At 73.0% G+C, this 26,442-nt stretch carries 24 protein-coding genes; 11 read left to right on the forward strand and 13 right to left on the reverse strand.

From position 1 onward, the window contains the following. Positions 1–2: 2 nt before the first annotated feature. Positions 3–1,841, reverse strand: a complete 1,839-nt coding sequence (locus KBX63_RS06655) for a tetratricopeptide repeat protein (protein ID WP_210909419.1) — start codon at positions 1,839–1,841, stop codon at positions 3–5. 188 nt (positions 1,842–2,029) lie between these two features. Between KBX63_RS06655 and KBX63_RS06660 the strand changes: the two genes are divergently transcribed. Both KBX63_RS06660 and KBX63_RS06665 read left to right on the forward strand, forming a co-directional pair. Beyond that, positions 2,030–3,061 carry an SIS domain-containing protein gene (locus KBX63_RS06660; RefSeq protein ID WP_210910147.1) on the forward strand — a complete coding sequence of 344 codons (1,032 nt, stop codon included), beginning with the start codon at positions 2,030–2,032 and terminating at the stop codon, positions 3,059–3,061. 25 nt (positions 3,062–3,086) lie between these two features. After that, complete coding sequence (locus tag KBX63_RS06665; RefSeq protein WP_210909432.1) at positions 3,087–4,661, forward strand: sensor histidine kinase; 1,575 nt, start codon at positions 3,087–3,089, stop codon at positions 4,659–4,661. A gap of 171 nt (positions 4,662–4,832) precedes the next feature. Here KBX63_RS06665 and KBX63_RS06670 read toward each other — a convergent pair whose 3' ends face one another. Beyond that, positions 4,833–6,362, reverse strand: a complete 1,530-nt coding sequence (locus tag KBX63_RS06670; RefSeq protein WP_210909435.1) for a glycosyltransferase family 39 protein — start codon at positions 6,360–6,362, stop codon at positions 4,833–4,835. A gap of 315 nt (positions 6,363–6,677) precedes the next feature. Between KBX63_RS06670 and KBX63_RS06675 the strand changes: the two genes are divergently transcribed. The 4 genes from KBX63_RS06675 to KBX63_RS06690 are packed head-to-tail and all read left to right on the forward strand — an operon-like array spanning position 6,678 to position 10,124. Continuing rightward, entirely contained in the window at positions 6,678–8,393 is a 1,716-nt protein-coding gene (locus KBX63_RS06675; RefSeq protein WP_210909438.1) for a nitrite/sulfite reductase, read from the forward strand. After that, positions 8,390–8,551, forward strand: a complete 162-nt coding sequence (locus tag KBX63_RS06680; RefSeq protein ID WP_167517323.1) for a hypothetical protein — start codon at positions 8,390–8,392, stop codon at positions 8,549–8,551. Before KBX63_RS06675 ends, KBX63_RS06680 begins: the two co-directional genes overlap by 4 nt. Beyond that, positions 8,548–9,309 (forward strand): phosphoadenylyl-sulfate reductase, encoded by a 762-nt coding sequence (locus KBX63_RS06685; protein ID WP_210909441.1) that lies wholly within the window; start codon positions 8,548–8,550, stop codon positions 9,307–9,309. The genes KBX63_RS06680 and KBX63_RS06685 overlap by 4 nt, the downstream gene beginning before the upstream one ends. Next, positions 9,291–10,124 carry a sirohydrochlorin chelatase gene (locus KBX63_RS06690; protein WP_374102193.1) on the forward strand — a complete coding sequence of 278 codons (834 nt, stop codon included), beginning with the start codon at positions 9,291–9,293 and terminating at the stop codon, positions 10,122–10,124. Before KBX63_RS06685 ends, KBX63_RS06690 begins: the two co-directional genes overlap by 19 nt. 193 nt (positions 10,125–10,317) lie before the next feature. Here KBX63_RS06690 and KBX63_RS06695 read toward each other — a convergent pair whose 3' ends face one another. Together KBX63_RS06695 and KBX63_RS06700 are read right to left on the reverse strand one after the other, a co-directional pair. Then, complete coding sequence (locus KBX63_RS06695; protein ID WP_007072794.1) at positions 10,318–10,575, reverse strand: WhiB family transcriptional regulator; 258 nt, start codon at positions 10,573–10,575, stop codon at positions 10,318–10,320. Between the two features lie 450 nt (positions 10,576–11,025). Further along, complete coding sequence (locus KBX63_RS06700; protein WP_210909444.1) at positions 11,026–11,976, reverse strand: diacylglycerol kinase family protein; 951 nt, start codon at positions 11,974–11,976, stop codon at positions 11,026–11,028. Positions 11,977–12,019: 43 nt separating this feature from the next. Between KBX63_RS06700 and KBX63_RS06705 the strand changes: the two genes are divergently transcribed. Continuing rightward, entirely contained in the window at positions 12,020–12,409 is a 390-nt protein-coding gene (locus KBX63_RS06705) for a hypothetical protein (protein WP_074314192.1), read from the forward strand. 33 nt (positions 12,410–12,442) lie between these two features. Here KBX63_RS06705 and KBX63_RS06710 read toward each other — a convergent pair whose 3' ends face one another. The 3 genes from KBX63_RS06710 to sodN are packed head-to-tail and all read right to left on the reverse strand — an operon-like array spanning position 12,443 to position 13,805. Beyond that, positions 12,443–12,850, reverse strand: coding sequence for an ATP-binding protein (locus KBX63_RS06710; RefSeq protein WP_210909446.1), 408 nt, complete (start codon positions 12,848–12,850; stop codon positions 12,443–12,445). A gap of 32 nt (positions 12,851–12,882) precedes the next feature. Continuing rightward, the gene (locus KBX63_RS06715; RefSeq protein ID WP_210909449.1) at positions 12,883–13,404 is read right to left on the reverse strand and encodes a GNAT family N-acetyltransferase; all 522 of its coding nucleotides are present in this window, start codon (positions 13,402–13,404) and stop codon (positions 12,883–12,885) included. Further along, on the reverse strand, positions 13,401–13,805 hold the full coding sequence (gene sodN, locus KBX63_RS06720) for a superoxide dismutase, Ni (protein ID WP_210909452.1): 405 nt from the start codon (positions 13,803–13,805) through the stop codon (positions 13,401–13,403). Before sodN ends, KBX63_RS06715 begins: the two co-directional genes overlap by 4 nt. An 84-nt stretch (positions 13,806–13,889) precedes the next feature. Between sodN and KBX63_RS06725 the strand changes: the two genes are divergently transcribed. The 3 genes from KBX63_RS06725 (at position 13,890) to KBX63_RS06735 (ending at position 16,623) form a co-directional block, all read left to right on the forward strand. Further along, positions 13,890–14,240 (forward strand): S24/S26 family peptidase, encoded by a 351-nt coding sequence (locus KBX63_RS06725; RefSeq protein ID WP_210909454.1) that lies wholly within the window; start codon positions 13,890–13,892, stop codon positions 14,238–14,240. 143 nt (positions 14,241–14,383) lie between these two features. Further along, entirely contained in the window at positions 14,384–15,562 is a 1,179-nt protein-coding gene (locus KBX63_RS06730) for an NADP-dependent malic enzyme (RefSeq protein WP_210909457.1), read from the forward strand. 98 nt (positions 15,563–15,660) lie between these two features. Beyond that, positions 15,661–16,623 carry a zinc-binding dehydrogenase gene (locus KBX63_RS06735; RefSeq protein WP_210909460.1) on the forward strand — a complete coding sequence of 321 codons (963 nt, stop codon included), beginning with the start codon at positions 15,661–15,663 and terminating at the stop codon, positions 16,621–16,623. A 28-nt stretch (positions 16,624–16,651) separates the two neighbouring features. On the opposite strand, the gene KBX63_RS06740 is transcribed toward KBX63_RS06735, so the two are convergent. Next, entirely contained in the window at positions 16,652–17,617 is a 966-nt protein-coding gene (locus KBX63_RS06740; protein ID WP_210909463.1) for a dienelactone hydrolase family protein, read from the reverse strand. Positions 17,618–17,716: 99 nt separating this feature from the next. Further along, positions 17,717–18,625 carry an alpha/beta hydrolase gene (locus tag KBX63_RS06745; RefSeq protein ID WP_210909466.1) on the reverse strand — a complete coding sequence of 303 codons (909 nt, stop codon included), beginning with the start codon at positions 18,623–18,625 and terminating at the stop codon, positions 17,717–17,719. A gap of 158 nt (positions 18,626–18,783) precedes the next feature. On the opposite strand from KBX63_RS06745, the gene KBX63_RS06750 reads away from it, so the two are divergent. Next, positions 18,784–18,957: a hypothetical protein gene (locus tag KBX63_RS06750; RefSeq protein WP_210909468.1), complete on the forward strand. Its 174-nt coding sequence runs from the start codon at positions 18,784–18,786 to the stop codon at positions 18,955–18,957. Between the two features lie 63 nt (positions 18,958–19,020). Here KBX63_RS06750 and KBX63_RS06755 read toward each other — a convergent pair whose 3' ends face one another. The 4 genes from KBX63_RS06755 to KBX63_RS06770 all read right to left on the reverse strand — a co-directional run bounded on the left by KBX63_RS06755 (position 19,021) and on the right by KBX63_RS06770 (position 26,423). Continuing rightward, complete coding sequence (locus KBX63_RS06755; RefSeq protein WP_210909471.1) at positions 19,021–20,136, reverse strand: acetate/propionate family kinase; 1,116 nt, start codon at positions 20,134–20,136, stop codon at positions 19,021–19,023. Then, positions 20,133–22,202 carry a phosphate acetyltransferase gene (pta, locus tag KBX63_RS06760; protein WP_210909474.1) on the reverse strand — a complete coding sequence of 690 codons (2,070 nt, stop codon included), beginning with the start codon at positions 22,200–22,202 and terminating at the stop codon, positions 20,133–20,135. The genes KBX63_RS06755 and pta overlap by 4 nt, the downstream gene beginning before the upstream one ends. A gap of 157 nt (positions 22,203–22,359) precedes the next feature. Continuing rightward, positions 22,360–22,539: a DUF6104 family protein gene (locus KBX63_RS06765; RefSeq protein WP_074314166.1), complete on the reverse strand. Its 180-nt coding sequence runs from the start codon at positions 22,537–22,539 to the stop codon at positions 22,360–22,362. Positions 22,540–22,661: 122 nt separating this feature from the next. Next, positions 22,662–26,423: a multifunctional oxoglutarate decarboxylase/oxoglutarate dehydrogenase thiamine pyrophosphate-binding subunit/dihydrolipoyllysine-residue succinyltransferase subunit gene (locus KBX63_RS06770; RefSeq protein WP_210909477.1), complete on the reverse strand. Its 3,762-nt coding sequence runs from the start codon at positions 26,421–26,423 to the stop codon at positions 22,662–22,664. Between the last annotated feature and the right edge of the window lie 19 nt (positions 26,424–26,442).

The following is a 26,442-nucleotide window of genomic DNA, read 5'->3' on the forward strand; positions in this document are numbered from 1 at the left end:
GGTCAGGGGCGGCGGCGCGAGGCGGTGAGGCGTCGCCAGAGGCGCCGGAGCGGGTTGCGGGGACGCGGAAGCCGGGGTGGCGCTTCGCCGAGCAGTTCGCTGGCGAGCGTGGCGGTGGCCGGGTCCAGTGCCGGGGCGGCCAGCGCCAGGTGGGCCAGGGAGACGGCGATCGGAACCGGCCGCGCCCGGGCCACCGCTGCCGCGTCGGCCAGCCGCTCGGCCACCACCCGGGCCACGTCCGATCGCACCGCCGGATCCACCCAGGCGGCGGTGACCAGGGCGAACAGTGCCGCCTCGGTGACCCAGTCCTCCACGCCCCAGACCAGGTCGACGAGCACCCGGCGCCGGGTCGAGTCCTCCCACGGCTCGTCGGTGCGGTGGTGCAGCAGCCCCTGGCAGGCCCACACCTGCACGCCGCGTACCCAGACCGACGGGTCCTGCGCGGCCAGCAGTCGGCCCAGCGCGTTGGCCGGCGCCGCCGGCGGATGCACCAGCAGCCCGAGGAGGTCGGCCACGTCCAGGCCGGCCAGGCCCACCGCCGCGTCGTAGGCAGCCGGCGGGTGTGGCCACGCCGGGTGGGCGACCTGCCCGATCCGCTCGACCGCCGCCGCCGAGGGTGCCGGCAGCGCGGGCGTCGGGACGATGCCCGCGTAGTGCCACAGGCGTCGGGTGGACGCCCGCCGCGGCTCCCGCGGGTCCGGCTCCGGCGTGCCGGCGACCTCGATCCGCAGCCCGGGTGCCACCGACGTGGCCGTCCGGACGGCGCTCGGCGGGGCTGCCGCCGTCAGGCGTACGGCACTGCCGAGACCGTTGTCGTCGTCGGCCACCGCCTGGCGCAGGGCGTCGAGCAGCGGACCGCCGGCCGGCGTCAGCTGGCCGAGCCAGGGCCGACCCCGGCAGCACTGGGCCAGATCGCCGTGCTCGTGGCTGTCGTCCGGGTGGTCACGGACGAAGTCCGCGAGCGCGACCAGGTGGGCGAGGTCGCCGTCGCGCTGGTGCCGCAGGCGGTGTGCGGTGTGCACCGCGCAGTCGAACGACGGGTCCCGGGCCAGCGCCCGCTCGGTCCACTCCAGCGCCTCGTCCAGCCGGCCGGTCTCGGCCAGAGTGCCGGCGATGTCGGCGTAGATGGCCAGGTCGTCGGGGTCCAGCGCGACGGCCCGGCCGAGGGCCGCGAGGGCGTCGCGGGTGCGGCCAGCGCTGCGGTACGCGTACCCGAGCCAGACCTCGCCCATCTTGGACGGCTGGGACCGGACACCTCGGGTGGCCCAGCGGATCGCCAGCGTGACCTCGCCGAGCCGCCTGGCCAGCGCGGACGCCGCGCCCAGCAGCAGACCGTGCTCGGGGCGGACGGTGACCGCGTTGCGGGCCAGCGTGAGGTACGGCGCCAGCGCGCCCCGGCCGACGCGCGGCACCGGGTCGGGCAACGCGGCACAGACCTGCATGAGGACCCGGGCGATGTGCTCCGGGTCCAGCCGCTCGGCCAGCTCGGGGGCGATCACCCACGGCACGCCGGCCCACTCCGTGCCGGGCGCGTACCCGGTGGCCGCGGCCAGCAGTTCCAGCCCCTCGGCCGGACGACCCGCGGCGGCCAGCAGGTGGGCGCGGGCGACGACCGCGCCGACGAAGGTGTGGTGGTTGATCGGGAAGAGGTCGAGCCCACCCCCGCCGACGGCGGCCAGCCGGGCCAACGTCTCGTGCACCTCCGGCAGGGTCGGTGCCCGGGCCAGCGCGCCGGCGAGGTGGCCGGCGGCGTGGTGGAGGTCGCCCTCGTCCAGTGCCAGCCGGGCCAGGGCCAGCTCCTCCGTCGCGGAGAGCGCGGGGTCGTCCCTTCCCTCGGGCACATCGTCCTCTCATCGCAGCGACACCGGGTGAAGCGGGACAAGCCTAGTTGATATTGGGACGCTTCGGTGATCAACTGCGCACTGCTGCTCGTTCGATTGCTCTGCTCAGATCAAAGGTGCAAGACTGAGCAGGAAACGCGCGGAAATCGCGCAAGAGGGGAGTGTCCGTGACGCGTGCAGGGGCCGGGATGGCCGCCGACATCGAGGAGCAGCCGGCCGGCTACGCGCGCCTGCTCTCCACCGCCAACGCCGGGGACGTCGCCCGGGTGGCGGCCGCCGTCGCCGAGCGTCGGCCGCGGCACGTGGTCTTCACCGCCCGTGGCACCTCCGACCACGCGGCCCTCTACGGGGCGTACCTGGCCGAGATCCGGCTCGGGCTGCCCGCCGGGCTCGCCTCGCCCAGCGCGGTCACCCTGTTCGGCGCCCGCCCCGACCTGTCCGACGCGCTGGTCGTCGGGGTCAGCCAGAGCGGCGGCTCGCCCGACCTGGCCGAGGTGCTGCGCGCCGCGCGGGCCTCCGGCGCGCTGACCCTCGCGGTGACCAACGCCCCAGGGTCCCCGCTGGCCGAGGTGGCCGAGCTGAGCATCGACATCGCCGCCGGGCACGAGCGGGCGGTGGCCGCCACCAAGACGTACACCGCCGAGCTGCTCGCTCTGCTGATGCTCGTCGAGGGGATCCGCGCCGGCGACGGCGTGCTGCCGGCGGCCGAGCGGGAGGCGCTCGCCGCGCTGCCCGAGCTGGCCGCCCGCACCCTGGCCGACGACACCCCGGCGCAGCTCGCTCCGCGCTACCGCTTCGCCCGCCGGCTGGTCACCACCGGGCGCGGGTACGCCTACCCGACCGCACGGGAGGCCGCCCTGAAGCTGATGGAGACCTCGTACCTACCGGCTCTCGCCTTCTCCGGCGCCGACCTGTTGCACGGTCCGCTCGCGATGACCGACCCGGAGGTCCCGGTGCTCGCCGTGGTCGGCTCGGGCCCGGGCGGCCGGTCGATGGGCGAGGTGCTGCCCCGCCTCGGCGAGCGCCGCGCCGACGTGGTGGTGGTCGGCTCCGCCGACGTGCCGGGCGCCACCCGGCTCGCCGTTCCCGAGGTCGACGAGCGGTACGCCCCGCTGCTGGACATCCTGCCGTTGCAGCGGCTGGCGTTGGCGTTGGCGCTGACCCGGGGCGAAGATCCGGATGCGCCGCGCGGGCTGAAGAAGGTCACCGCGACGATGTGAGACGCGGCGTGGCACGCTGGTCATCGTGTCCACGCTGCGCGACCTCGCCGAGGAGCACACCCATCTCCGTCCGGCCGACATCGACCACCTGCATCGGATCGCCGGCGACTGGCAGTTGCTCTCCGACCTGTCCTTCGCCGATCTGCTGCTCTGGGTGCCGGTCGACGCGGACGGCACGTTCCTCTGCGTCGCCCAGGTCCGTCCGACGACCGCGCCCACCGCGTACCAGGACGACCAGGTGGGGCGGATCGTCGGCGGGCCGGAGGTGGCCCACCTGGGTGTGGCCTACTCCCAGGGCCGGATCTGGCGGGAGGGCGACCCGGTCTGGTACGGCGACGTACCGGCCCGCCACGAGGCGATCCCGGTCCGGCTGCGCACCGCCGAGGGGGAGGCCGGCGAGGTGATCGCCGTGGTCGGCCGGGACACCAACCTCTCCACCGCGCGTACCCCCAGCCAGCTGGAGCTCAACTACCTGACCACGGCCGACGACCTGGCCCAGATGATCGCCGACGGCACCTTCCCGCCGCCCCGACACCCGGGCGAGACCACCTCCGCGCCCCGGGTCGGCGACGGCCTGGTCCGGCTCGACGCCGGCGGCAAGGTCACCTACGCGAGCCCGAACGCGCAGTCCGCGTACCGCCGGTTGGGCTACGCCTCCCACCTCGTGGGGGAGGATCTGGCCGCGCTGCACCGCCGGCTGGCGGGCGACCCGCTGGACGGCACCGAGGCGGCGAACGGCATCCTGGCCGCGCTGCGCGGCGAGGCGCCGCCCCGGCGGGAGATCGACGCGCGTGGCGCCACGATGCTCACCCGGGCGTTGCCGCTGATGCCCGCCGGGGTTCCGATCGGCGCGCTGGTGCTGGTCCGGGACATCACCGAGGTCCGCCGGCGCGACCGGGCACTGATCACCAAGGACGCCACCATCCGGGAGATCCACCACCGGGTGAAGAACAACCTCCAGACGGTGGCCGCGCTGCTGCGGTTGCAGGCCCGCCGGGTGGCCATGCCGGAGGCCCGGGTCGCCCTGGAGGAGTCGGTCCGTCGGGTCGCCTCGATCGCCCTGGTGCACGAGACGCTCTCCATGTCCAGCGACGAGGCGGTCGAGTTCGACGGCATCGTCGACCGGGTGGCGAGCGCGGCGACCGAGGTCGCGGCGACCGAGGTGAGCGTCGGCATGCGCCGGCGGGGCAGCTTCGGCGTGCTGCCGGCGGAGATCGCCACCTCGCTGGTGATGGTCCTCAACGAGTTGCTCCTCAACGCCGTCGAGCACGGTTTCCCACCGGCCGACGAGGGGGACGCCTCCGACGTGGTGCCCGCCGTGGTTCGCGGTACCGATCCGTCGGCCCGGCCGGAGGTGGTGGTCTCGGCGCACCGGTTCCGCAAGATGCTGCACGTCTCGGTCGCGGACAACGGACGCGGGCTGCCGCCGGACTTCGACGCCGAACGTGGCAGTCGGCTCGGCCTCCAGATCGTCCGCGCGCTGGTCACCGGGGAGCTGCGCGGCACCATCGAGCTGCGCGCCGGTGCCAACGGCGGCACGGAGGCGGTGCTGGTCGTACCGCTGGCTCGCAGCGCGCCCGAGGGCCGCTCGCAATCCTGACCTGCGACTCCCGCCGGCGCCGGGTTCCGCTCGGGCGGCTCGGCTCCGGGCGCAGGTGTGTGGGTGAGGGTTATACCTGTGAGTCATATATACCTCTGCGGTATAACGCTCACCCAGATGGCCGTGACCCGACGGGCCCGCGGCCGGCGCGCCCGCACGACGGGCGGTCAGTCAGCGGCCGGGACGGCCGGTCAGCAGGGCGACGGTCAAGCCGGGTCGCTGCCAGACACGTGCGCTGGTGAAGTCCGCGCGCAGCGCGTCGCCCTTGGCGCCCGGCACGGTGGCCAGCGGCTCGGCGTGCCGCCCGGCGACGACCAGCCACACCCGTGGCGTGCCGGCCAGGCATCGCGCCGGTCGCGGGCACTCGGCGGCCCACAGGTCGCCCCGACGGACCTCGTCCTCGGTGACCAGCACGTCCCGCGGCGGGTTCCCCAGGTGGTACTCGACGCCCAGATCGAGGAAGAGCCAGCTGTCCCGGGGCGAATAGACCACGGCGTCCCCGGGCCGCTGCCCGTCGGCGATCACCCGGGCGGCACCCGCGTAGTCCACCGGCGCGCTGCGCGGCCACTCATGGGTCCGCCGCAGCGCCGCCTGATCGGGCAGGCCGAGCAGCCCGGTGAGGGCCACCACGGCCAGCGCGGCCGGCGCGGCCACACCGGCGAGCGCCGCGCCGGCCAGCAGGCAGGCGAAGGGCACCACGAAGACCAGGTACCGAGGTACCCACAGCGGCACGACCGTGCCGGCGGTGAAGAGCAGCAGTACGGGCAGCAGGACCGCACTCAGCGGTAGCAGGGCCCGTCGCCCGAGGCGTGCCGCGCCGAGCGCGGTGAGGCCGACCAGCAGGCCGCCCACCAGACTGCTCTGAGCCACCCCGCCGGGCAGCGCGCTCAGGTCGTCCAGCCGGGCGGGGTCGACCCAGTCCAACTGCCGGGAACGCTGCGTGCCGGCCTTCAGCAGCAGCGGGCCGACCAGCAGCGCGGCCGGCAGCAGCGCCACCACCCACCGCCACGCTCGCCGATCCGGGCGATCCGGGCGATCCGACCTGTTCGCGCCGGCCGCTTCCGACCCGGCCACTCCGGCTGCGGCGCGGCCCCGCCACCCGGCGATCAGCACGACCAGCGCGTGCGCGACGAGCAGGGTCAGCGCGATCAGATGGGTGAGCCCGAGCGCGGCCACGGCGGCGGCGTACCCCGCCCACCGGGCCCAGCCCGGCCGGCGCAGCGCGGTCACCAGCAGCAGGGTGGCGAGGACGGCGAGCGCGGTGGCCAGGGCGTACGGGCGGGCCTCCTGGCCGTAGCGGGAGGTGCCGGGGAGCAGCGCGAAGAGCAGCCCGGCGGACAGACCGGTACGCCCGTCGACCAGCCGCGCGCCGAGGACGGCGAGCAGCCCTGCGGCGGCGGCCATCGCCAGCGCCGCCGGCGCGCGCAGGGCCACCGTGGAGTCGCCGACGAGCGCGAGCCAACCGTGCATCAGCAGGTAGTACGGGCCGGCGGCGGCGTCGATGGTGGCGGCCAACCGGGCCAGGTCGCCCGGTGACCGGGTGGCGGCGCTCCAGGTGGCCAGCTCGTCGCGCCAGAGCTGGGCCGAGCCCAGCCCGGTGCCGGTGACAGCCAGGGTCAGCACCGCCGGAGGAAGCCAGACCGGAACGCGGCGCAGCCGGGCCCGCGCCGTTTCGGTCGACCTTTCGGACAATATGCCCACGGCCCGAGCCTGTCACGGCCAGCCCGGCCCGTGATGTGGGATCCGGCACGCGCACATTGGCCGGCCCCCATGCGGTGTGGCAGCATGAGCCCCATGACCGCCGCTGTCGTCCGCCGCTTCGTGGCTCGTCGCCACGTCGATTACGGCCGCGTGCGCAGCGCGATCTGTCCGGCTCACTGACGACGCCCGACCCATCTGTCTCGGGCGCGCTCCGCGCCGGCTGTCTCAGACACCGTTGTCCCGCCCGCTCTCGACGGGCCGGCCGCCGCGCCCCGCGCCCGCCCCGAGGCACCGCAGACAACGGAGGACGCCGCGATGGCGGTCAGCAGCATCCCGGCCCGTTCCGAGGACCCGCCGGCCCGCCCCGCCCGGGCGGCGACGCGCCGGCCACGGGGTGAGGGTCAGTGGGCGCTCGGCCACCGCGAGCCGCTCAACCCCAACGAGCGGATGAAGAAGGACGACGACCCGCTCAACGTCCGGGCCCGGATCGAGACCATCTACGCGCACCGCGGCTTCGCCTCCATCGACCCGCAGGACCTGCGCGGCCGGTTCCGCTGGTGGGGCCTCTACACCCAGCGCAAGGCGGGCATCGACGGTGGGCGCACCGCCGTGCTGGAGCCGCACGAGCTGGAGGACGAGTTCTTCATGCTCCGGGTCCGCATCGACGGCGGCCAGCTCAGCCTGGCCCAGCTGCGGGTCATCGCGGACATCTCCCGGGAGTTCGCCCGGGACACCGCCGACATCACCGACCGGCAGAACATCCAGTACCACTGGATCCGGGTCGAGGACATGCCGGAGATCTGGCGTCGGCTGGAGTCGGTCGGCCTGCAGACCACCGAGGCGTGCGGCGACTGCCCCCGGATCGTGCTGGGCAGCCCGGTCGCCGGGGTGGCCCGCGACGAGCTGCTCGACCCGACGCCGGCGATCGACGAGATCGTCGCCCGGTACGTCGGCGACAAGCAGTTCTCCAACCTCCCCCGCAAGTTCAAGACGTCGATCTCCTGGCTGGTGGACACCCCGTACGAGTCGAACGACATCGCCTTCCTCGGCGTCGACCACCCCGAACACGGCCCCGGCTTCGACGTCTGGGTCGGTGGTGGCCTCTCCACCAACCCGATGCTGGCCCAGCGGCTCGGCGTCTGGGTGCCGCTGGCCGAGGTCCCCGACGTGTGGGCCGGCGTGGTCGGGATCTTCCGCGACTACGGCTACCGGCGGCTGCGCAACCGGGCCCGGCTGAAGTTCCTGGTGGCCGACTGGGGCGTGGAGCGCTTCCGCGAGGTTTTGGAGAAGGACTACCTCGGCCGGACGCTGCTCGACGGCCCGGCGCCGGACCTGCCGGCGAAGCCGATCGACCACGTGGGGGTGCACGAGCAGGCCGACGGGCGGCACTACGTCGGGGCCGCCCCGGTCGTCGGGCGGGTCTCCGGCGGGCAGCTCGCCCAGCTGGCCGACGTGGTCGAGGCGCACGGCAGCGACCGGGTGCGGCTCACCCCGTACCAGAAGCTGCTGGTGCTCGACGTGCCGTCGGAGCGGACCGAGTCGTTGGTCGACGCCCTGCGCGGGATCGGCCTGGAGGCCCGGCCGTCGGCCTGGCGGCGCGGCACCATGGCGTGCACCGGCATCGAGTACTGCAAGCTCGCCATCGTCGAGACGAAGGCCCGCGGCGAGGAGCTGGTGGCTCGGCTGGAGCAGCGGCTGCGCGACTTCGACGCCGGCATCTCGATCCACATCAACGGCTGCCCGAACGCCTGCGCCCGCACCCAGGTTGCCGACATCGGGCTCAAGGGCCAGCTGGTGGTCGGCCCGGACGGTCGGCACGTCGAGGGCTTCCAGGTGCACCTGGGCGGCGGCCTGGGCATGGCGCAGGGGCAGACCGCCGGCTTCGGGCGCAAGCTGCGCGGCCTGAAGACCACCGCCGACGAGCTTCCCGAGTACGTGGAACGACTGGCCCGCCGCTACCTGGCCGGCCGGAGCGAGGGCGAGACGTTCGCCAACTGGGTGATCAGAGTCGACGAGGAGGAACTGCGATGAGCAGCGAGAACCGAGCGGCACCTCTGTACTGCCCGTACTGCGGCGAGGAGGATCTGCGGCCGCACGAGGCGGGGCACGGCGCCTGGGAGTGCCACGCCTGCGCCCGGGTCTTCTCGGTGAAGTTCACCGGGCTGCTGTCGCGGGCGGTGACCCGATGAGTCTGGTTTCCGCGGCCGGCCTGGGCCTGGTCGGTCCGGGCGGTCCGACACCGGCCGATCCGGCCCGACGCAGCCCCGACGAGCTGCGGGCGCTGGCCGAGCAGGCGGGTCGGGAGCTGGAGGGCGCCCCGGCGCTGGAGATCGCCCGCTGGGCGGCGCAGACCTTCGGCGACCGGCTCTGCGTCACCAGCTCGATGGCCGACGCCGTGCTGGCGCACCTGGTGTCCCGGGTGGCCCCCGGGGTGGACGTGGTCTTCCTCGACACCGGCCTGCACTTCCCGGAGACCCTCCGAGTGCGGGACGAGGTGGCGCGGACGCTCCCGGTGAACGTCCGGTCCATCCGGCCTCGACTCACCGTCGGTCAGCAGGATGGCCAGTACGGTCCTCGGCTGTTCAACAAGTCGCCCGACGACTGCTGCCAGCTGCGCAAGGTGGAGCCGCTGGAACGGGCGCTGACCGGGTACGACGCCTGGGCCGCGGGCCTGCGTCGGGACGAGTCGCCGACCCGGGCCAACACGCCGGTGGTGACCTTCGACGGGCGGCGGGGCAAGGTCAAGGTCAACCCGATCGCGGCCTGGTCGCAGGGCGATGTGGACGCCTACATCGCCCGCTGGAACGTCCCGGTCAACGAGCTGTTCAAGCAGGGTTACGGCTCGATCGGCTGCTGGCCGTGCACCCGTCGCACCAAGGCCGGCGAGGACGCGCGGGCCGGCCGGTGGGCGATGTTCGAGAAGACCGAGTGCGGCCTGCACGCCTGACCTCCCCGTTGACGACCCCGACCGGCCTCCGCACGGCCGGCGGCGCGGATCCGGTGGTGCTGGTCGCACACGGCAGCCGCGACCCCCGCGCAGCCGAGGCCACCCGGGCGCTGGGCCGGGCGGTGTCGGCGGCCCGTCCGGGCACCCCGGTGTGGACGAGCTGGCTGGACCACACCGAGCCCGGACCGACCGAGGTGCTGCGTGGATTGGCGGTGGCCGGCCATCGTCGCGCGGTGCTGGTGCCGCTGCTGCTGACCGCCGCGTACCACCATCGGGTCGACATACCGGCGGCCGTCGCCGCCGCGGCGCAGGCCGGGCCTCCGCTGGCGGTACGGGTGACCGACGTGCTCGGTCCGGCGGACGGAACGGTGGACCATGCTCTGCTGACGGGGCTGCGGCGCCGGCTCGGTGAGTCGTGCACGGGTCGCTTCGACGCGCTGGTGCTGGCCGCGGCGGGCACCCGGGACGCGGGGGCGCGTGGCTCGGTGGGCCTGGTGGCGGACGCGCTCGGCGCGGAGTTCGGGGTGCCCTGCCGGGTGTCGTACGCCTCGGCGGCCCCGCCGGCGACCGGCGTCGCGGTGGCCCGGCTACGGACGGTCGGTGCTCGCCGGGTGGCGGTCGCCGGGTACTTCCTGGCGCCGGGCCTCTTTCACGACGCGGTTGCCGAGGCGGCCCGGGCGGCCGGCGCGGTGGCGGTGGCCGACCCGTTGACCGACGCCCCGGAGCTGGTCGAGTTGGTGCTGCGGCGGGTCGACGAGCGGTCCGGTCGCTGCGACGAGCGGTCCGCTCGGCGCGTCTCGGCGTCGGCGGTGTGACCGAGGTCGCTGGCTGCGAATGATCAGAGTACGGGGCAGCGGGTACCCGTGGTCAGTGGACGTTGCGGTCGGGCGGGTAGGTCAGGTGCGTGAGTTCGCGCGCCGGCGTGTGCGGTGTGGCGCGTCGGCGGGGGCAGGACAGCGGAACGCCCCGGCGGGCGGACCCACCGGGGCGTACAGCTGTGTCGTGGGATCAGGCGGAGTGAGCGCGCAGCACCCGGAGGCCACCGCGACGCTTGACAGCGCGCCGCTCCTCCTCGCTCATTCCGCCCCAGACGCCGGCGTCCTGACCCGACTCGAGCGCCCACTGCAGGCACTGGTCGGTCACGGAGCAGCGCCTGCAGACGGCCTTGGCCTGCTCGACCTGCAGGAGAGCCGGTCCGGACGTCCCGATAGGGAAGAACAGCTCCGGGTCCTCGTCGCGGCAGACAGCATGGTGACGCCAGTCCATGGCGGCAACACTCCTCATTCTGGATGGGGTGGCAATTATTGCTTGTAGTGCTTTTCCTATATGCATCCGCAGTGCCGATGGTGACAGTTCGCGTCGGTCCATTCGGCAGTGCGTGAGCAGGCAGTTAGTCCCGGGGACCTGCTGGAACAGCTCAACCTGACGAGCATATCCAGGCAATGTCCCGGTAACTCAAGTTCGCTTGTGAATACTTTCACGAACACTCGCGATGTCAAGGGTGACGCTCGGAAAAACTCCGGGCGGTGAGCAAGCCCACAACCCATTTGTCCGGGTTTCAGCGCCTTCCTGGTTACCCGCCGTGCCACAGTCGAGGATCAATATAGTACAGTCCACGTGACATTGCTGACATTTCCGGCACCTGCCCCTCGGTGTGGCGGCGACCGCGTCGGTGCAGTTGTGGTGGCCGCGTCGACCTAGGGCAGTACCCGAGACCTAGCAGATTACTCTCAGTGCGGCGGGAACGGATGTGAATCTGACTTTCTCCCGCTCGCCCAGGTAGTCGCCGTCCAGCTGGAACGCCTGCGGGCGGCTGGAGAGCAGGGTGAACTCCGCCGTGTCATGGAGTCGTAACACCTGCCGGCCGCGTGGATCCGGCCGCCGAGACAGGAACTGCGTCACCGTCCGTGTCGTGCTGGCCACCCGCAGCTGACGCAACGCCAGCACGTCCAGCCCGAGGTCGAACGACGCCTCCGGGTTCGGGTTGATCTCCCGATCGCCCAGGTACGTCCACGGCGCGGTGTTCTGGATGATGACCGTGGCCAGCTCGCCCTCCGCCGGCTCGCCGGGACGCTCCAACGTGATCGCCGGGTGCCGCCGGTCCGAGGCGAGGAAGTACTGGTTCATGATCGAACGCAGGTAGAGGCTCGGAGTGGAGACGCGTCCCCGGCGGCGCGCCTGCTCCACCCGGTGGATCACCGCGGCGTCCAGGCCGAACCCCGCGCAGAAGGTGAAGTAGCGGTCGTCCGCGCGACCCAGCCCGATCGTCCGGTGCCGACCCAGACGCAGCCCTTCGAGGATCATGCTGGTCCCCTCCGGCCACTCCCGGGGCAGGCCCAGCGCGCGGGCGAACACGTTGGTCGAGCCACCCGGAACGGTCGCCAGCGCGGGCAGTCGCTCCGCCAGCGTGGCACCATCGGCGCCGGCGGGTGGCTCGGCCGTCATCAGGCCGTTCACCACCTCGTTGACAGTGCCGTCACCACCCAGGGTGACGACCAGGTCGACCCCCTCCGCGGCGGCCTCCCGGGCCAGCGCCATGGCGTGCCCACGCCGGCGGGTGTAGCGCACGCTGAGGTCGACTTCGCTGCGCAGCGCCCGGACAAGCACGTCCCGGCTGCGTTCGCTGGTGGTGGTGGCCTTCGGATTGACCACCAGGACGGCCCGCATGGGCGGCACTGTACCTCCCGGTAGCCCGGGTATCGTGGCGCGCGTGACCATCGACTCGGCCCCGATTCCCGTCACGCTCCGCTGGGCGGTCCGGCTGCTGTGGGCGGAGGCGGTCGCCGTCGGGTTGATCGCCGCCTGGCTGGTCTGGGCCGATCTCACCGCCGCCACCAGCGATCTGCTGTCGGCGCTGCTGGTGACCGCGTTCGCCGTCGGGGCGGCGGCCGCGCTCTGGGCACTGGGCCGCGCGCTGCTGCGCCGTCAGGCCGGTGCGCGCGCCCCCGCGATCGTGCTCCAGCTGATGCTGCTGCCGATCGGGTGGTTCATGATCCAGGCCGGGCTGGGCTGGCTCGGCGTGCCGCTGATGGCACTGGGCCTCGGCGTCAGCTGGCTGTTGGTCAGCCCCCCGACGACCCGGGCCCTCGGTTTCGAATGACCGCACTCGGCGTGTGACGAGGCGACGGGTCGGTCAGTAGCCGCCGGAGCGGCGGGTGAGCAGCGAGATCGTCGCCCGGCCCTCGGCGGCCGTGGCGGACGCCGACGTGGTCAGCGCGGTGAGCACCTTCCAGGCGAAGGACGACTCGGCGGGCAGCGTGGCGCCACCCACGGTCGGCACGGTCACCTCGACGGTCAGCGCGTCCTCGGTGACCGAGAACCGGCACTCCAGCTCGGCGTCGCGGGTGGCGATCGCGAGCAGCATGGCGCACGCCTCGTCGACCGCGATCCGCAGATCCTCGATCTCGTCGAGCGCGAACTGCAACCGGGCCGCGAGACCGGCGGTGGCGGTGCGGAGCACGCCGAGGTAACCGCCGTCGGCGGGCACCGTGAGGTGCACCACGTCGTCGTCGGTCGCTGGCTGGCCGGTCAGTTGAGTCACGCCTCATCCCCCCGGTCGGGGACTCTACCCGGTCAGCCGCCCGGACGCGTGCCGGCGGCGGTGGCCTGGCTGGCGAGGTCGCGCAGTGCGTCGCCGCTGAGCCGGTAGGGGACCCACTCGCTCATCTGCTCCGCGCCGATCGAGGCGTAGAAACCGGCGGCGGGGTTCCAGTCGATCATCCACCACTCCAGCCGCCGGTAACCGCGTCGTACGCAGAGGTCGGCCAGGGTGGCGAGCAGCAGCCGACCCGCGCCGGTGCCCCGGGCGGGCGGTCGGACGTAGAGGTCCTCCAGGTAGATGCCGTGCACTCCCGCCCAGGTGGAGAAGTTGAGGAACCACAGCGCGAAGCCGATCGGCTGGTCGTGCTCGTCGACCGCGACGTGGCCGAAGAGCGCCGGCGCGGTCCCGAACAGGGCCGAGGTCAACTGCTCGGTGGTGAGGTGGCACTGGTCGGCGGCGCGTTCGTACTCCGCCAGCTCGTGGACCATGGCGACGACGGCCGGCACATCCTGAGGACGTGCCGGCCGGATCGTCGGGGTGACGGGTGAGGTCACGCCTTCTTGGTCTCCCAGAAGATCTTCGAGATGTCGTCGATCTTCTGCAGCAGCTTGTCGGCGGTGGCCGGGTCGAGGCTGCCCTTGACCCCAGCCGAGCCGGCGAGCTTGGTGGCCTCGTTGAAGAGCTGGTGCAGCTGCGGGTACTTCTCGAAGTGCGGGGGCTTGAAGTAGTCGGTCCAGAGCACCCACAGGTGGTGCTTGACCAGCTCGGCGCGCTGCTCCTTGATGATGACCGCCCGGGTGCGGAACTCCGGGTCGGTGTTCGCCTGGTACTTCTCGCAGATCATTTTGACCGACTCGGCCTCGATCCGGGCCTGGGCCGGGTCGTAGACGCCGCACGGCAGGTCGCAGTGAGCGCTCGCGGTGACGCGGGGCGCAAGGATGCGCGGAAGTCGCATCGGGATCCTCCATGGGAAGTTTGCGATGATCAAAGGCGACATTACTCCTGGGGATGCTCCCCGAAGTGGGTGGAGGTGAAACCAGTGCGGGCCGATCACCCGGCGGAGGCGCCCCGGCTGCGGGGGCCGCTGACCGCTGTCCTGGTGACCGGCCCGTCCATGGCACCGACGCTGCGGCACGGCGACGCGGTGCTGGTCCGCCCCTGCGGTCGGCCGATCCGCCCCGGTGACGTGGTGGTCGCGGTCTTCCGGACCCGCCCCGAGCTGCTGGTGGTGAAGCGGGCGGTCCGGCCGCAGGGCGGTGGCTGGTGGCTGCGCGGGGACAACGACCTGGTCATCGACGACTCCCGGGCGTACGGGGTGGCCGACGTGCGGGGGCGGGTGGTGGCTCGCTACTGGCCGCGCCCCGGACGGGTCCCGCGTCGACCGTTATGACCCTGCTCACATCCGAGTGGCAGTGTCGACACTATGCTCGGAAAGTGCCCGGGTGACCCCCCGCACCGCGTGCCACCGCTCGCCGCCCACCTCGCGGCCGGGCCGGCCGCCCCGTCTGCTCGACAGATCCTGGAGTCACCGCCATGCCTTCGTCCACCGTGGACCCCGCTGATCCCGTCTTCCAGCTGCACCGGGGCGGCAAGATGGCCGTCACCTCGACGGTGCCGCTCACCAGCCGGGAGGACCTCTCCCTCGCGTACACCCCGGGGGTGGCCCGGGTGTGTGAGGCGATCGCCGCCGACCCCGGCCTGGTCGACGACTACACCTGGGTGTCGCACACCGTCGCGGTGGTCACCGACGGCTCGGCGGTGCTCGGGCTCGGCAACATCGGCCCGCGTGCCGCCCTGCCGGTGATGGAGGGCAAGGCGGTGCTGTTCAAGCAGTTCGCCGGGGTCGACGCGGTGCCGGTCTGTCTGGACACCCAGGACGTGGACGAGATCGTCGCGGTGGTGCGGGCGCTGGCCCCCTCGTTCGGCGGGATCAACCTGGAGGACATCAGCGCACCGCGCTGCTTCGAGGTGGAGCGTCGGCTCGACGAGGCGCTGGACATCCCGGTCTTCCACGACGACCAGCACGGGACGGCGATCGTGGTGCTCGCCGCGCTGCGCAACGCGGCCACCCTGCTCAACCGCAAGCTCGGTGACCTGCGGGTCGCGGTGAGCGGCGCCGGCGCGGCCGGCGTGGCAGTGACGAAGATGCTGGTCGCCGGGGGCGTCAACCCCGACCAGGTGGTGGTCTGCGACTCCAAGGGGATCATCGGCCGGCACCGCACCGAGCTGACCGGCACCAAGGCCGAGCTGGCCGCGACCACCAACGCCGAGGGCCGCCGCGGCGACATCACCGAGGCGCTGCGCGGCGCGGACGTGCTGATCGGCGTCTCCGGCGGGCAGATCCCGGAGGCCGCGGTCGCCGGCATGGCGCCCGGCGGAATCGTGTTCGCGCTGGCCAACCCGACCCCGGAGGTGCACCCCGAGGTGGCTGCCCGGCACGTCGCGGTGGTCGCCACCGGGCGCAGCGACTACCCCAACCAGATCAACAACGTGCTCGCCTTCCCCGGTGTGTTCCGGGGCGCGCTGGACGCGCGCGCCACCCGGATCACCGAGGGGATGAAGATCGCCGCCGCGGACGCCATCGCCGGGGTGGTGGCCGAGTCGCTGACCGCCGAGGCGATTGTCCCGTCGCCGCTGGACCCGCGCGTCGCGCCGGCCGTCGCCGCGGCGGTCGCCGAAGCCGCCCGCCGCGACGGCGTCGCCCGCCGGTAAGGAAGGACACCTTCTTAACGCCTCCTGCATAAGAAGGGGCCCTTCCTAACATCTCGTGCCTGGGGAGGCCCTTCTTAACCGGCGCTCAGCTTGTTACCGTGCCGATCATGCGTGCTGCCTTTGCCTCCCGCTTCGACGACGCCGATCCGCTCGCCGCGCTCACTGTCGGTGAGCGGCCCGAGCCGACCCGCCCGGCCGACGACTGGGTGACCGTGCAGCTGCGGGCCACCTCGCTCAACCACCACGACCTCTGGTCACTGCGCGGGGTGGGGCTCACCGAGGCCCAGCTGCCGATGATCCTCGGCTGCGACGCGGTCGGCGTGGATCCGCAGGGCAACGAGGTGGTCGTCTACCCGGTGGTGGTCACCCAGGGTGACCCGCGCGGGGTCTCCATCCTCTCCGAGTACTTCCCCGGCACCCTGGCCGAGCGGGTCGCCGTACCCCGGTCGAACCTGGTCCCGCTGCCCGACGGGATGGCGGCGACCGACGCGGCCTGCCTGCCCACGGCCTGGCTGACCGCGTGGCGGATGCTGACCACCAAGGGCCGCGTCGATGACGCCGACAGCGTGCTGGTGCAGGGCGCGGGCGGCGGCGTGGCCACCGCGGCCGTCGCCCTCGCCGTCGCGATGGGCAAGCGGGTGTACGCGACCAGCCGCGACGCCACCAAACGGGATCGGATCACCGCGCTCGGCGCCACCGCCGTGGAACCCGGTGCCCGGCTGCCGGAACGGGTCGACGTGGTGATCGAGACGGTCGGCGCGGCCACCTTCGAACACTCGATGAAGTCGGCCGCGCCGATGGCCCGGATCGTGGTCTCCGGCGCCACCGCCGGTCACGAGCCGTCGGTCAATCTCCGCCGGGTCTTCGCCATGCAGCTGGAGATTCTGGGCACCTCGATGGGCACGCCCGGCGAGCTGTACGAGCTGCTGGCGTTCTGCGCCGACAGCGGCGTGCGCCCGGTGGTGGACAGCGTCGTCCCGTTCAGCCGGGTCGAGGACGCCTTCGCCCGGCTGTACTCCGGTGACGCCTTCGGCAAGGTCGTGATCGACCACACCGCCTGACGCCGCGGCGCCTCGGCGCGCTGGCCGGTCAGAGGTGATCGTCGAAGGTGGCGATGTCGCCGCGCGTGGCGTCGGTGGAGATGCGGCCCTTGGCCGCCGGGTCGCCGTAGAGCGTCCAGCGGAGGAACTCGACGGAGGTGTCCGAGACCACCCGCAGCGCCGCACCGTCGTTGAGCAGGGCCCGCCCGTGGTCCCCCTTCGGCAGGCTCAGCATCGCCTTCGGCCACGGCACCTTGTCGTACGCGGCCCGGCCTGCCGCGTAGTCGACCACCTCGTCCAGCTCGCCGTGCACGAACAGCTGGGGCGCGGCCGCGCCGGCGAACGCCGTACCCACGCCGAGCGCCGTGCCGGCGAACACCACACCGGCGTCCAGCCGTTCGTCCCGGCTGGCGGTGAAGAGACCGATGGTGGTCACCCCGCCGGCCGAGTGCCCGGCGGCGGCCACCCGGTCGGCGTCCAGCCGGCCGCGCAGCGGATCGGCGGCCTTGTCGTCGAGCGCCAGCACCTGTGACAGCGCGTACGAGACGTCGGCCGGCTGGTTGAGAACGTCGAGGATGTTGCCGTCGCCGCCCCGGGCGGTGTGCGGGAAGGCTGGCGCCGCCACCACGAAGCCCGCCGCCGCCCACCGGGTCAGCAGCGTGGCGTAGTCGTCCGGCCGCCCGCCCAGGCCGTGACTGAACATCACCACGGGGAACCGGCCCTCCGCGGCCGCCGCCGACCGCCTGGCCGCGCCGCCGGTCTCCCCGGCCGCCGGATACCAGAGCGTCACCGGCAGCGCCCGGCCGTCCCGGTTCAGCTTGAGCTGGCGTACGCCGACGGCGAAGGCTCGCTGTGGCGCGGTCCCGGCGGGTACCCGCGGAGTCGCCGAGGCGATGGAGGAGGGCTCGACCGGCGCTGGCGCGCTCTGGACCTTGCGTGCGTCCGCGGAGCAGCCGACCAGGCCGGCCGTGAGCAGGGCGCTGGCCAGCAGCGCGGGGGTGACGCGACGGGACATGAATCCAATTGTGCCTTGCCGGGCTGACCCGCCTGGCCGGGTTTGGCGTGGCGTGGCCGCGCGGTGACCCAGCGCTCAACCTTGCAGGGCCGGCGGGCGTCAACGGGCCGGGCGGGACTCGTAGTGGGTCAAGGTGGGGGTGCGGGCGTCGGCGGGGAGGCGGGCGCCGGCTGCGCCGTCGTCGTAGAGGGTCCAGCGGAGAAAGTCGGTGGTGGTGGCGAGGACCGGGGCGAACCCCGGTTGACCCGGGGTGAGGTACGCGCCGTGGCCCTGGCCGAGCAGGTTGAGAAAGGCGGCCGGCCCGGGGGTGCGCCCGTACGCGGCCCGGCCGACCGCGACCGGCACCACCGGGTCGGCCGTGCCGTGCACGAAGAACACGGGCGCGGCCGGTCCGGCGAAGCTGCCGGGCAGTCCGCCCCCGGCGATCACGATCCCGGCGCGCAGCCGGGCCGGGTGCCCCTCGGTGAACATGCCGGCCGTGGTGAAGCCGCCGGCCGAGTGGCCGGCGGCGGCGATCGACGCCAGGTCCAGGTGGCCGGCGAGCGGATCACCGGGGTCGGTGTCGAGGCGGCTCAGGTGCCGAATGAGCCGCCAGCAGTCGGCCGGCTGGTTGCGGACGTCGGCCCGGGTGAACCGGGCGGCACCGCGCCGGGTGTGCGGGAACGCGGGAGCGGCCACCACGAAGCCGGCCGCCGCCCAGCGGGTGGTCAGCCCGGCGTGCAGCCCGGGCAGGCTGTCCAGGCCGTGGCTGTAGATGACCACCGGGAACCGCCCGGCGGCCACCCCGTCGGACGACGCCGGGTACCAGATGGTCACCGGCAGGGGGCGCGCCGAGCGGGAATCGAGGGTGAGCGTACGCACGCCGACGACGTACGACCCCTCGGGCGCCCGGCGCGCCGACGGCGGCCCGTCCGCCACGGCGGTGGACCCGTCCGCCACGGCGGTGGCCGGCGCGCAACCGGCCAGCAGCGCTGTCACCAGTACGGCGATCAGCCGCCCCGCCCCCATCGTTCCACGGTAGGTGCCCGGGTGTGGGCAGCGACCCCGCCGTCCGGCCCGGCTGTACCCGCCGGCCGGGTCGGGTCAGCTCCGCCGGCCGGGTCGACACCGCCGTGCCGGATGGGCGGGGGCGGTGCGCCGCGACCTGCTTCGCTAGGGTCACCGGCATGCCTGAGAACTACACCGACCCCAGCGGCAACACCGAGGCGTTCCGCACGTTCACCCAGACGCCGGAGGCCACCGCGCCGGCGGAGTCCCCGTCACGCCCGCCGCTGATCATCGGTGCGGCGGTGGTCGCCGTGCTGCTGGTGGCCCTCGTCGCCTGGCTGGCGCTGCGCTGAGGCTGCCGGCCCGGGCGCTGACCGGCGCCGAGGTACCCGTGTTGACGGGCCGCCGGAGTGCCGTCAGCCGGCCTCGACCACGGCCCGGGCCTGCCGGGCGATCTCCCGTTCCTCGTCGGTGCGAATGACGCAGACGGTCACCTCGGCGCCCTCGGGCGAGATCACCCGGTCACCCTTACCGGCGTTGCGGGCCGGGTCGACGGTGATGCCGAGCCGGTCCAGCCCGGCCAGCGCGGCGGCCCGGACCGGCGCCGCGTGCTCGCCGACCCCGGCGGTGAAGGCGATCGCGTCGACCCGGCCGAGCAGCGCGTAGTACGCGCCCACATAGCCGGTGATCCGCCGGCAGTACACGTCGAAGGCCAGTTCCGCAGCCTGGTCCCCGGCCGCCCGGTGCTGGAGCACCTCGCGCATGTCGTTGACGCCGGTCAACCCGAGCAGGCCGCTGCGGTGGTTGAGCAGGTCGTCGATCTCGTCCACCGACAGCCCACCCTCCCGACGCAGGTGGAAGATCACGGCCGGATCCAGGTCGCCGCTGCGGGTCCCCATCACCAGCCCCTCCAGAGGGGTCATGCCCATCGAGGTGGCGACGCTGCGGCCGTCCGCCACCGCGCAGGCGCTGGCCCCGTTGCCGAGGTGCAGGGTGATGGTGTTGAGCTGCTCGTACGGGCGGCCCAGCAGTTCGGCGGCGCGCCGGGAGACGTACGCGTGTGAGGTGCCGTGGAATCCGTACCGGCGGATCGCGTACCGATCGGCGGTGTCCCGGTCGATCGCGTAGGTGGCGGCGGCCTCGGGCAGGGTGTGGTGGAACGCGGTGTCGAAGACGGCGACCTGCGGAACGTCCGGGAGCATCTCCCGGGCCACCTCGATGCCGGCCAGGTTGGCCGGGTTGTGCAGCGGGGCGAGCGGCACCAGGTCCCGGATCGCGGCCAGCACCGCGTCGTCGACCACGACCGGCTCAGTGAACGTCCGGCCGCCGTGCACCACCCGGTGCCCGACCGCCGCCAGCACGCTCAGGTCCTGCCCGGCCAGGATCTGCCGGACGGCGCTGGTATGGTCCGCCGGGCCGCCACCAGGTTCACCGACCCGCTCGACGGTGCCCTGGTCGAGCACCCGGTCACCGTCGTAGCGGCGCCACTTGACCGATGACGACCCACAGTTGAGCACCAGCACCCGACTCACGAGGCCTCCCCGGTGGCCGCCTGGATGGCGGTGATCGCCACCGTGTTGACGATGTCCGGCACGGTAGCGCCCCGGGACAGGTCGTTCACCGGCCGGCGCAGGCCCTGCATCACCGGGCCGACGGCGACCGCCCCGGCGGAGCGCTGCACCGCCTTGTACGTGTTGTTGCCCGTGTTCAGGTCCGGAAAGATGAAGACCGTGGCCTGGCCGGCGACCGGGCTGCCCGGCAGCTTGGTCGCCGCCACCGCCGGGTCGATCGCCGCGTCGTACTGGATCGGCCCCTCGACCAGCAGGTCTGGCCGGCGTTCCCGGACCAGCGCGGTGGCCGTGGCGACCTTCTCCACGTCCGCGCCGGCCCCGGAGCTGCCGGTGGAGTACGACAGCATCGCCACCCGGGGCTCGATGCCGAACCGGGCTGCGGTGTCGGCCGACGAGATCGCGATGTCGGCGAGCTGGGCGGCGTCCGGGTCGCGGTTGACCGCGCAGTCGCCGTAGACCAGCACCCGGTCGGCGAGCAGCATGAAGAAGACGCTGGAGGCCACCGAGACCTCCGGCAGGGTTCGGATGATCTCGAACGCCGGCCGGATGGTGGCGGCGGTGGTGTGCGTCGCGCCGGAGACCATGCCGTCGGCCCGCCCGGTGGCCACCATCAGGGTGCCGAAGTAGTTGGGTTGGGCGACGATGTCGTGCGCCAACTCGGCGGTGACGCCCCGGTGGGCGCGCAGTTGGGCGTACTCGGCCGCGAAGTCGTCCCGCCACCCGCTGGTGACCGGGTCGACCACGTGCGCGTCGCCGAGGTCGACGCCCAGCTCACGGGTACGCCGGGCGATGTCGTCCGGCCGGCCGAGCAGGGTCAGCTCGACCACCCCCCGACGGAGCAGGATCTCCGCCGCGCGCAGGATCCGCTCGTCGGCGCCCTCCGGCAGCACCAGGTGGCGGCGCTGCGACCGGGCCCGGTCGATCAGTTCGTTCTCGAACATCAGGGGGGTGACCCGGGTCGACCGGCTGACGCGCAGCCGGCGGGCCAGGTCGTCGGTGTCCACGCAGCGCTCGAACGCGCCGAGCGCGGCCTCCACCTTGCGCGGGTTGGCCGCGCTGGGCCGCCCCTCGATCCGGCTGGACGCGGCCACCGTGTCGTAGCTGTCACTGTGCACGGAAAGCACCGCCAACCCGGTGTTCAGCCCCTCCACCAGCCGCATCACGCGAGGGTCGGGCTGCTCGCCGAGGGTGAGCACCAGCCCCGCCACCGACACCTGCCCGGCCACGTGCGCGGCGCTGGCGGCGACGAGCAGGTCGGCGCGGTCCCCGGGGGTGATCACCAGGGCGCCCTCGGTGAGGTGGTCCAGCAGCGTGGGCACGTGTGCGGCGCCGACGACGAAGTCCAGCACGTCCCGCCCGAGCGCGGCGTCGTCCCCGGCAAGCAGGGTGGCGCCGAGCGCCGCGGCCACCTCGGCCACCGTCGGCGCCGACACGCTCGGAACCTCCGGGATGGCGTACGCCGGCACCGGCAGCTCGGGCAGGGCCATCGGCCCGGGCACCCGGTTGGCGATCACCGCGAGCACGGTCGCGCCCAGGTCGGCCAGATCGTGGTACGCCCCCCGCACGGCGGCCGCGACGGCCGCCGGCTCCTGCCCGAAGCCGTCCACCACCGGCACCACCACGCTGCCGAACTCGGTGGCCAGCCGGGCGTTGAAGGCCAGCTCCCGGGGGCGGGCCGGGTCGCCCGGGTCGTCGAAGTCGCTGCCCACCACGACCACCGCCGGGCACTGCCGCTCCACCGCCCGGTAGCGCTCGACGACGGCGGAGATCAGCTCCTCCCGCCGACCGTCGGCGACCAGGGCGGTGGCCTCGGCGTAGCTCATCCCCGCCAGCTCGGCCAGCGGCTGCTCGACCCGGTAACGCTCGCTGAGCAGGGCGAGGATCGGGTCCGGGCCGGCGTCGGCGACCAGTGGCCGGAACACGCCGATCCGCCCGACCTGGCGGGACAGTAACTCGGCCAGCCCGAGGGCGACGGTCGACTTACCCCCGCCCGATCCCACACTCGTCAGATACACACTCCGGGCCACGTCCCCACCCTAGAAGATCGCGCACCCTCCGACCCAGGCCCTCCGACCCTCACCCCCGAGGGCTTTCCCCGCCCTCTTCGTTGATCATGAAGTTGTTGCCGCGACACGCCGACGACACGCGCAATAATCATGATCAACCTGGGGTGGGGTGAGGGCGTTACTCGTCGTCGGGGTCGTCGAGGCGGGCCAGGTAGGTGGCCAGGCGCTCGATGGGGGTCTCGAAGTCGGGGTTGAGGTCCACAAAGTCGCGCAGGCGTTCCCCGAGCCACTCCAGGGTCACCTGCTCGTCGCCCCGGCGCTCGACCAACTCCTCTATACCACGGTCGGTGAAGTACATCGGAACGTCCTCGCTCCTCAATGATGCGTCTCTGATGCGTCTCTGATGCGCGGGCGGGAAGGCCGCCGGTCCCGCCCGCGGGGAGCGGGCGGGACCGGGGGTGTCGCAGGGATGGGTGGAGCTTAGGGGCGGGGGAGTGCCGCCTCGATCAGGGCGTTCTGCTCGACCTCGTGCGTCTTGGCCGAGCCGACCGCCGGGGCGGCCGCGGCCGGGCGGGAGATCCGCCGCAGCCGGACGTCCGTGAGGTGCTCCAGGAGGTTGAGCGCGACGAACGACCAGGCGCCCTGGTTGGCCGGCTCCTCCTGCACCCAGGCGAAGTCCTCCGCGTTCGGGTACTGCGCCAGGGCGGCCCGGATCTCCTCCACCGGCAGCGGGTACAGCTGCTCGATCCGGATGATCGCGGTGTCGGTGACGCCGCGCTCCTGCCGGGCCTGGAACAGGTCGTAGTAGATCTTGCCGGAGCAGAGCAGCACCCGCTTCACCGCCTCCGCCGCCGGGGCGGCCGTGTCGCGCAGCACCGGCTGGAAGGTGCCGGTGGTGAAGTCCTCCACCGACGAGACGCAGAGCTTGTGCCGCAGCAGCGACTTCGGCGTGAAGACCACCAGCGGCTTGCGCTTCGGCGACAGGGCCTGGCGGCGCAGCAGGTGAAAGTAGTTCGCCGGGGTGGTCGGGATGGAGACCCGCATGTTGTCCTCGGCACACATCTGCAGGAACCGCTCGGGGCGGCCGGAGGTGTGGTCCGGGCCCTGACCCTCGTGGCCGTGCGGCAGCAGCAGGGTGACCGCCGAGCGCTGACCCCACTTCACCTCGCCGGAGGAGATGAACTCGTCGATCACCGACTGGGCGCCGTTGACGAAGTCGCCGAACTGCGCCTCCCAGGCGACCAGCGCGTTGATGTTCTCCACCGAGTAGCCGTACTCGAAGCCCATCGCGGCGTACTCGCTGAGCAGCGAGTCGTGCACGAAGAACCGGGAACGCTCACCGTCGCCGGTGAGCGACTTCAGCGGCAGGTAGTCGTCGCCGGTGCGGGCGTCGACCACGGAGGCGTGCCGCTGGACGAACGTGCCGCGGCGCGAATCCTGACCGGCGAGCCGGACGGTGACCCCGTCGTGCAGCAGCGCCCCCAGCGCGATGATCTCGCCGAAGCCCCAGTCGATGTTGCCCTCGACGGACATCTTGGCCCGCCGGTCGAGCAGCTGCTGGATCCGCTTGTGCGGGGTGAAGCCCTCCGGCAGGTTGACGTGCGCCTCGCCGATCGCCTTCACCACGGCCGCGTCGGTGGCGGTGTCGACCTGCGGCTCCGGCTCCTCCTCACGGCGCGGCCGGTTGAGCTGGCGCGGCGCCGAGGCGGCGTCCCGGGTGGCCTTGAAGACCCGCTCCAGCTGCGACTGGTAGTCGCGCAGCAGCTCCTCCGCGTCCTCCACGGTGATGTCGCCGCGACCGATCAGCTCCTCGGTGTAGAGCTTGCGGACCGAGCGCTTGGAGTCAATGATCTTGTACATCTGCGGGTTGGACATCGACGGGTCGTCGCCCTCGTTGTGCCCGCGCCGGCGGTAGCAGACCATGTCGATCACGACGTCCTTGTTGAACGTCTGCCGGTACTCGAAGGCCAGCCGGGCCACCCGGACCACGGCCTCCGGGTCGTCGCCGTTGACGTGGAAGATCGGCGCCTGGATCATCCGGGCCACGTCGGTGCTGTAGAGGCTGGACCGGCTGTACTCCGGGGCGGTGGTGAAGCCGACCTGGTTGTTGACCACCACGTGCACGGTGCCGCCGGTGCGGTAGCCGCGCAGCTGCGACAGGTTGAGCGTCTCGGCGACCACGCCCTGCCCGGCGAACGCGGCGTCACCGTGCACCGCCAGCGGCAGCACGGTGTAGCCCTCCAGCTTGAGGTCGATCCGGTCCTGCTTGGCCCGGACGATGCCCTCGAGCACCGGGTCGACGGCCTCCAGGTGCGACGGGTTGGCCACCACGGACACCTTGACCGCGTGCTCGCCGTCGGGGGTGGTGAACTTGCCGTTCTGGCCCAGGTGGTACTTCACGTCGCCGGAGCCCTGCGTCGAGCGCGGGTCCAGGTGTCCCTCGAACTCCGAGAAGATCTTCTCGTACGGCTTGCCGACGATGTTGGCCAGCACGTTGAGTCGACCACGGTGCGCCATGCCGATGACGACCTCGTCCAGCCCGTTCTCGGCGGAGGACTCCAGCACCTCGCCGAGCAGCGGGATCAGCGACTCGCCGCCCTCCAGCGAGAAGCGCTTCTGGCCGACGTACTTGGTCTGCAGGAAGGTCTCGAACGCCTCGGCGGCGTTGAGCCGGTTGAGCACGTGCTTCTGCTCGTCCGGGGAGGGCTTCTCGTACTTGCGCTCGATCCGCTCCTGGATCCAGCGCCGCTCCTCCGGGTCCTGGATGTGCATGTACTCGATGCCGACCCGGCGGCAGTACGAGTCGCGCAGCACGCCGAGGATCTCGCGCAGCTTCATCCGCTGCCGGCCGGCGAAGCCGTTCACCGGGAACTCGCGGTCGAGGTCCCACAGGGTCAGCCCGTGCTGGAGCACGTCGAGATCCGGGTGCTTGCGGATCTTGAACTCGAGCGGGTCGGTGTCGGCCATCAGGTGCCCGCGCACCCGGTAGGCGTGGATCAGCTCGTGCACCCGCGCGGTCTTGTTGATCTGACCCTCGGAGTTGACCGCGACATCGCGCATCCAGCGCACCGGCTCGTACGGGATGCGCAGCGCGGTGAAGATCTCGTCGTAGAAGCCGTGCTCGCCCAGGATCAGCTCGTGCATCACCTTGAGGAACTCGCCGGACTGCGCGCCCTGGATGATCCGGTGGTCGTACGTGCTGGTCAGCGTGATGATCTTGCTGACCGCCAGCTCGGCGAGGGTGGCCTCGGACATGCCCTGGTACGGCGCCGGGTACTCCATCGCGCCGACGCCGATGATCGCGCTCTGCCCCTGCATCAGGCGCGGCATCGAGTGCACGGTGCCGATGCCGCCCGGGTTGGTCAGCGAGATTGTGGTGCCGGAGTAGTCCTCCATGGTCAGCTCGTTGCGCCGCGCCCGCCGGACCACGTCCTCGTACGCCTGCCAGAACTGCCGGAAGTCCATCTGCTCGCAGCCCTTGATGGAGGGGACCACCAGGTTGCGGCTGCCGTCCGGCTTCGCCAGGTCGATCGCGATGCCGAGGTTGACGTGCGCGGGGCGGACCACCGCCGGCTTGCCGTTGGCCTCGGCGAAGGAGTTGTTCATCTCCGGGTGCTGGACCAGCGCCCGGACCATCGCGTAACCCACCAGGTGGGTGAAGCTGACCTTGCCACCGCGCCCACGGGCGAGGTGGTTGTTGATCACGATGCGGTTGTCCACCAGCAGCTTGGCCGGGACCGCGCGCACGCTGGTCGCGGTGGGCACGCTCAGCGAGGCGTCCATGTTCTGGACGATCTTCGCGGCGACCCCGCGCAACGGCGTGGTCTGCGGGCCGTCGGCGGTCGGCGCGGCGGCCTTCGCGGCCGGCTTCGCCGGGGCCGCCTTCGCCGGGGCGGCGGCCTTCGCCGGGGCGGGTGCTGCGGCGGCGGCCTTGGCCGGTGCCGGCTGCGCGGCGGCCGGCTTGCTGGCCGCCGGCTTCGCCGCGGCGCTGGGCTGGCTGACCGAGGCGGCCGCCTCGGGCTGGCCGTCCGGCTCCGGCGCCGCGGCCGGCGTGCCCGCCGACTCACCGCCCCGCGGGGTGGCGGCGCCCGGCGCCGGTCGGTAGTCGGCGAAGAAGTCGTGCCAGGCCGAATCGACGCTCGTTGGGTCGGCGAGGTAGCGCTGGTACATGTCCTCGACGATCCACTCGTTCGGGCCGAAACCCGCCAGTGGGTTATCCTGCGAAGTCTGCTGGGTCGACACGGCCGGTAATCGCCTCTTT

Source organism: Micromonospora sp. U21, from assembly GCF_018070045.1.
Lineage (GTDB): Bacteria > Actinomycetota > Actinomycetes > Mycobacteriales > Micromonosporaceae > Micromonospora.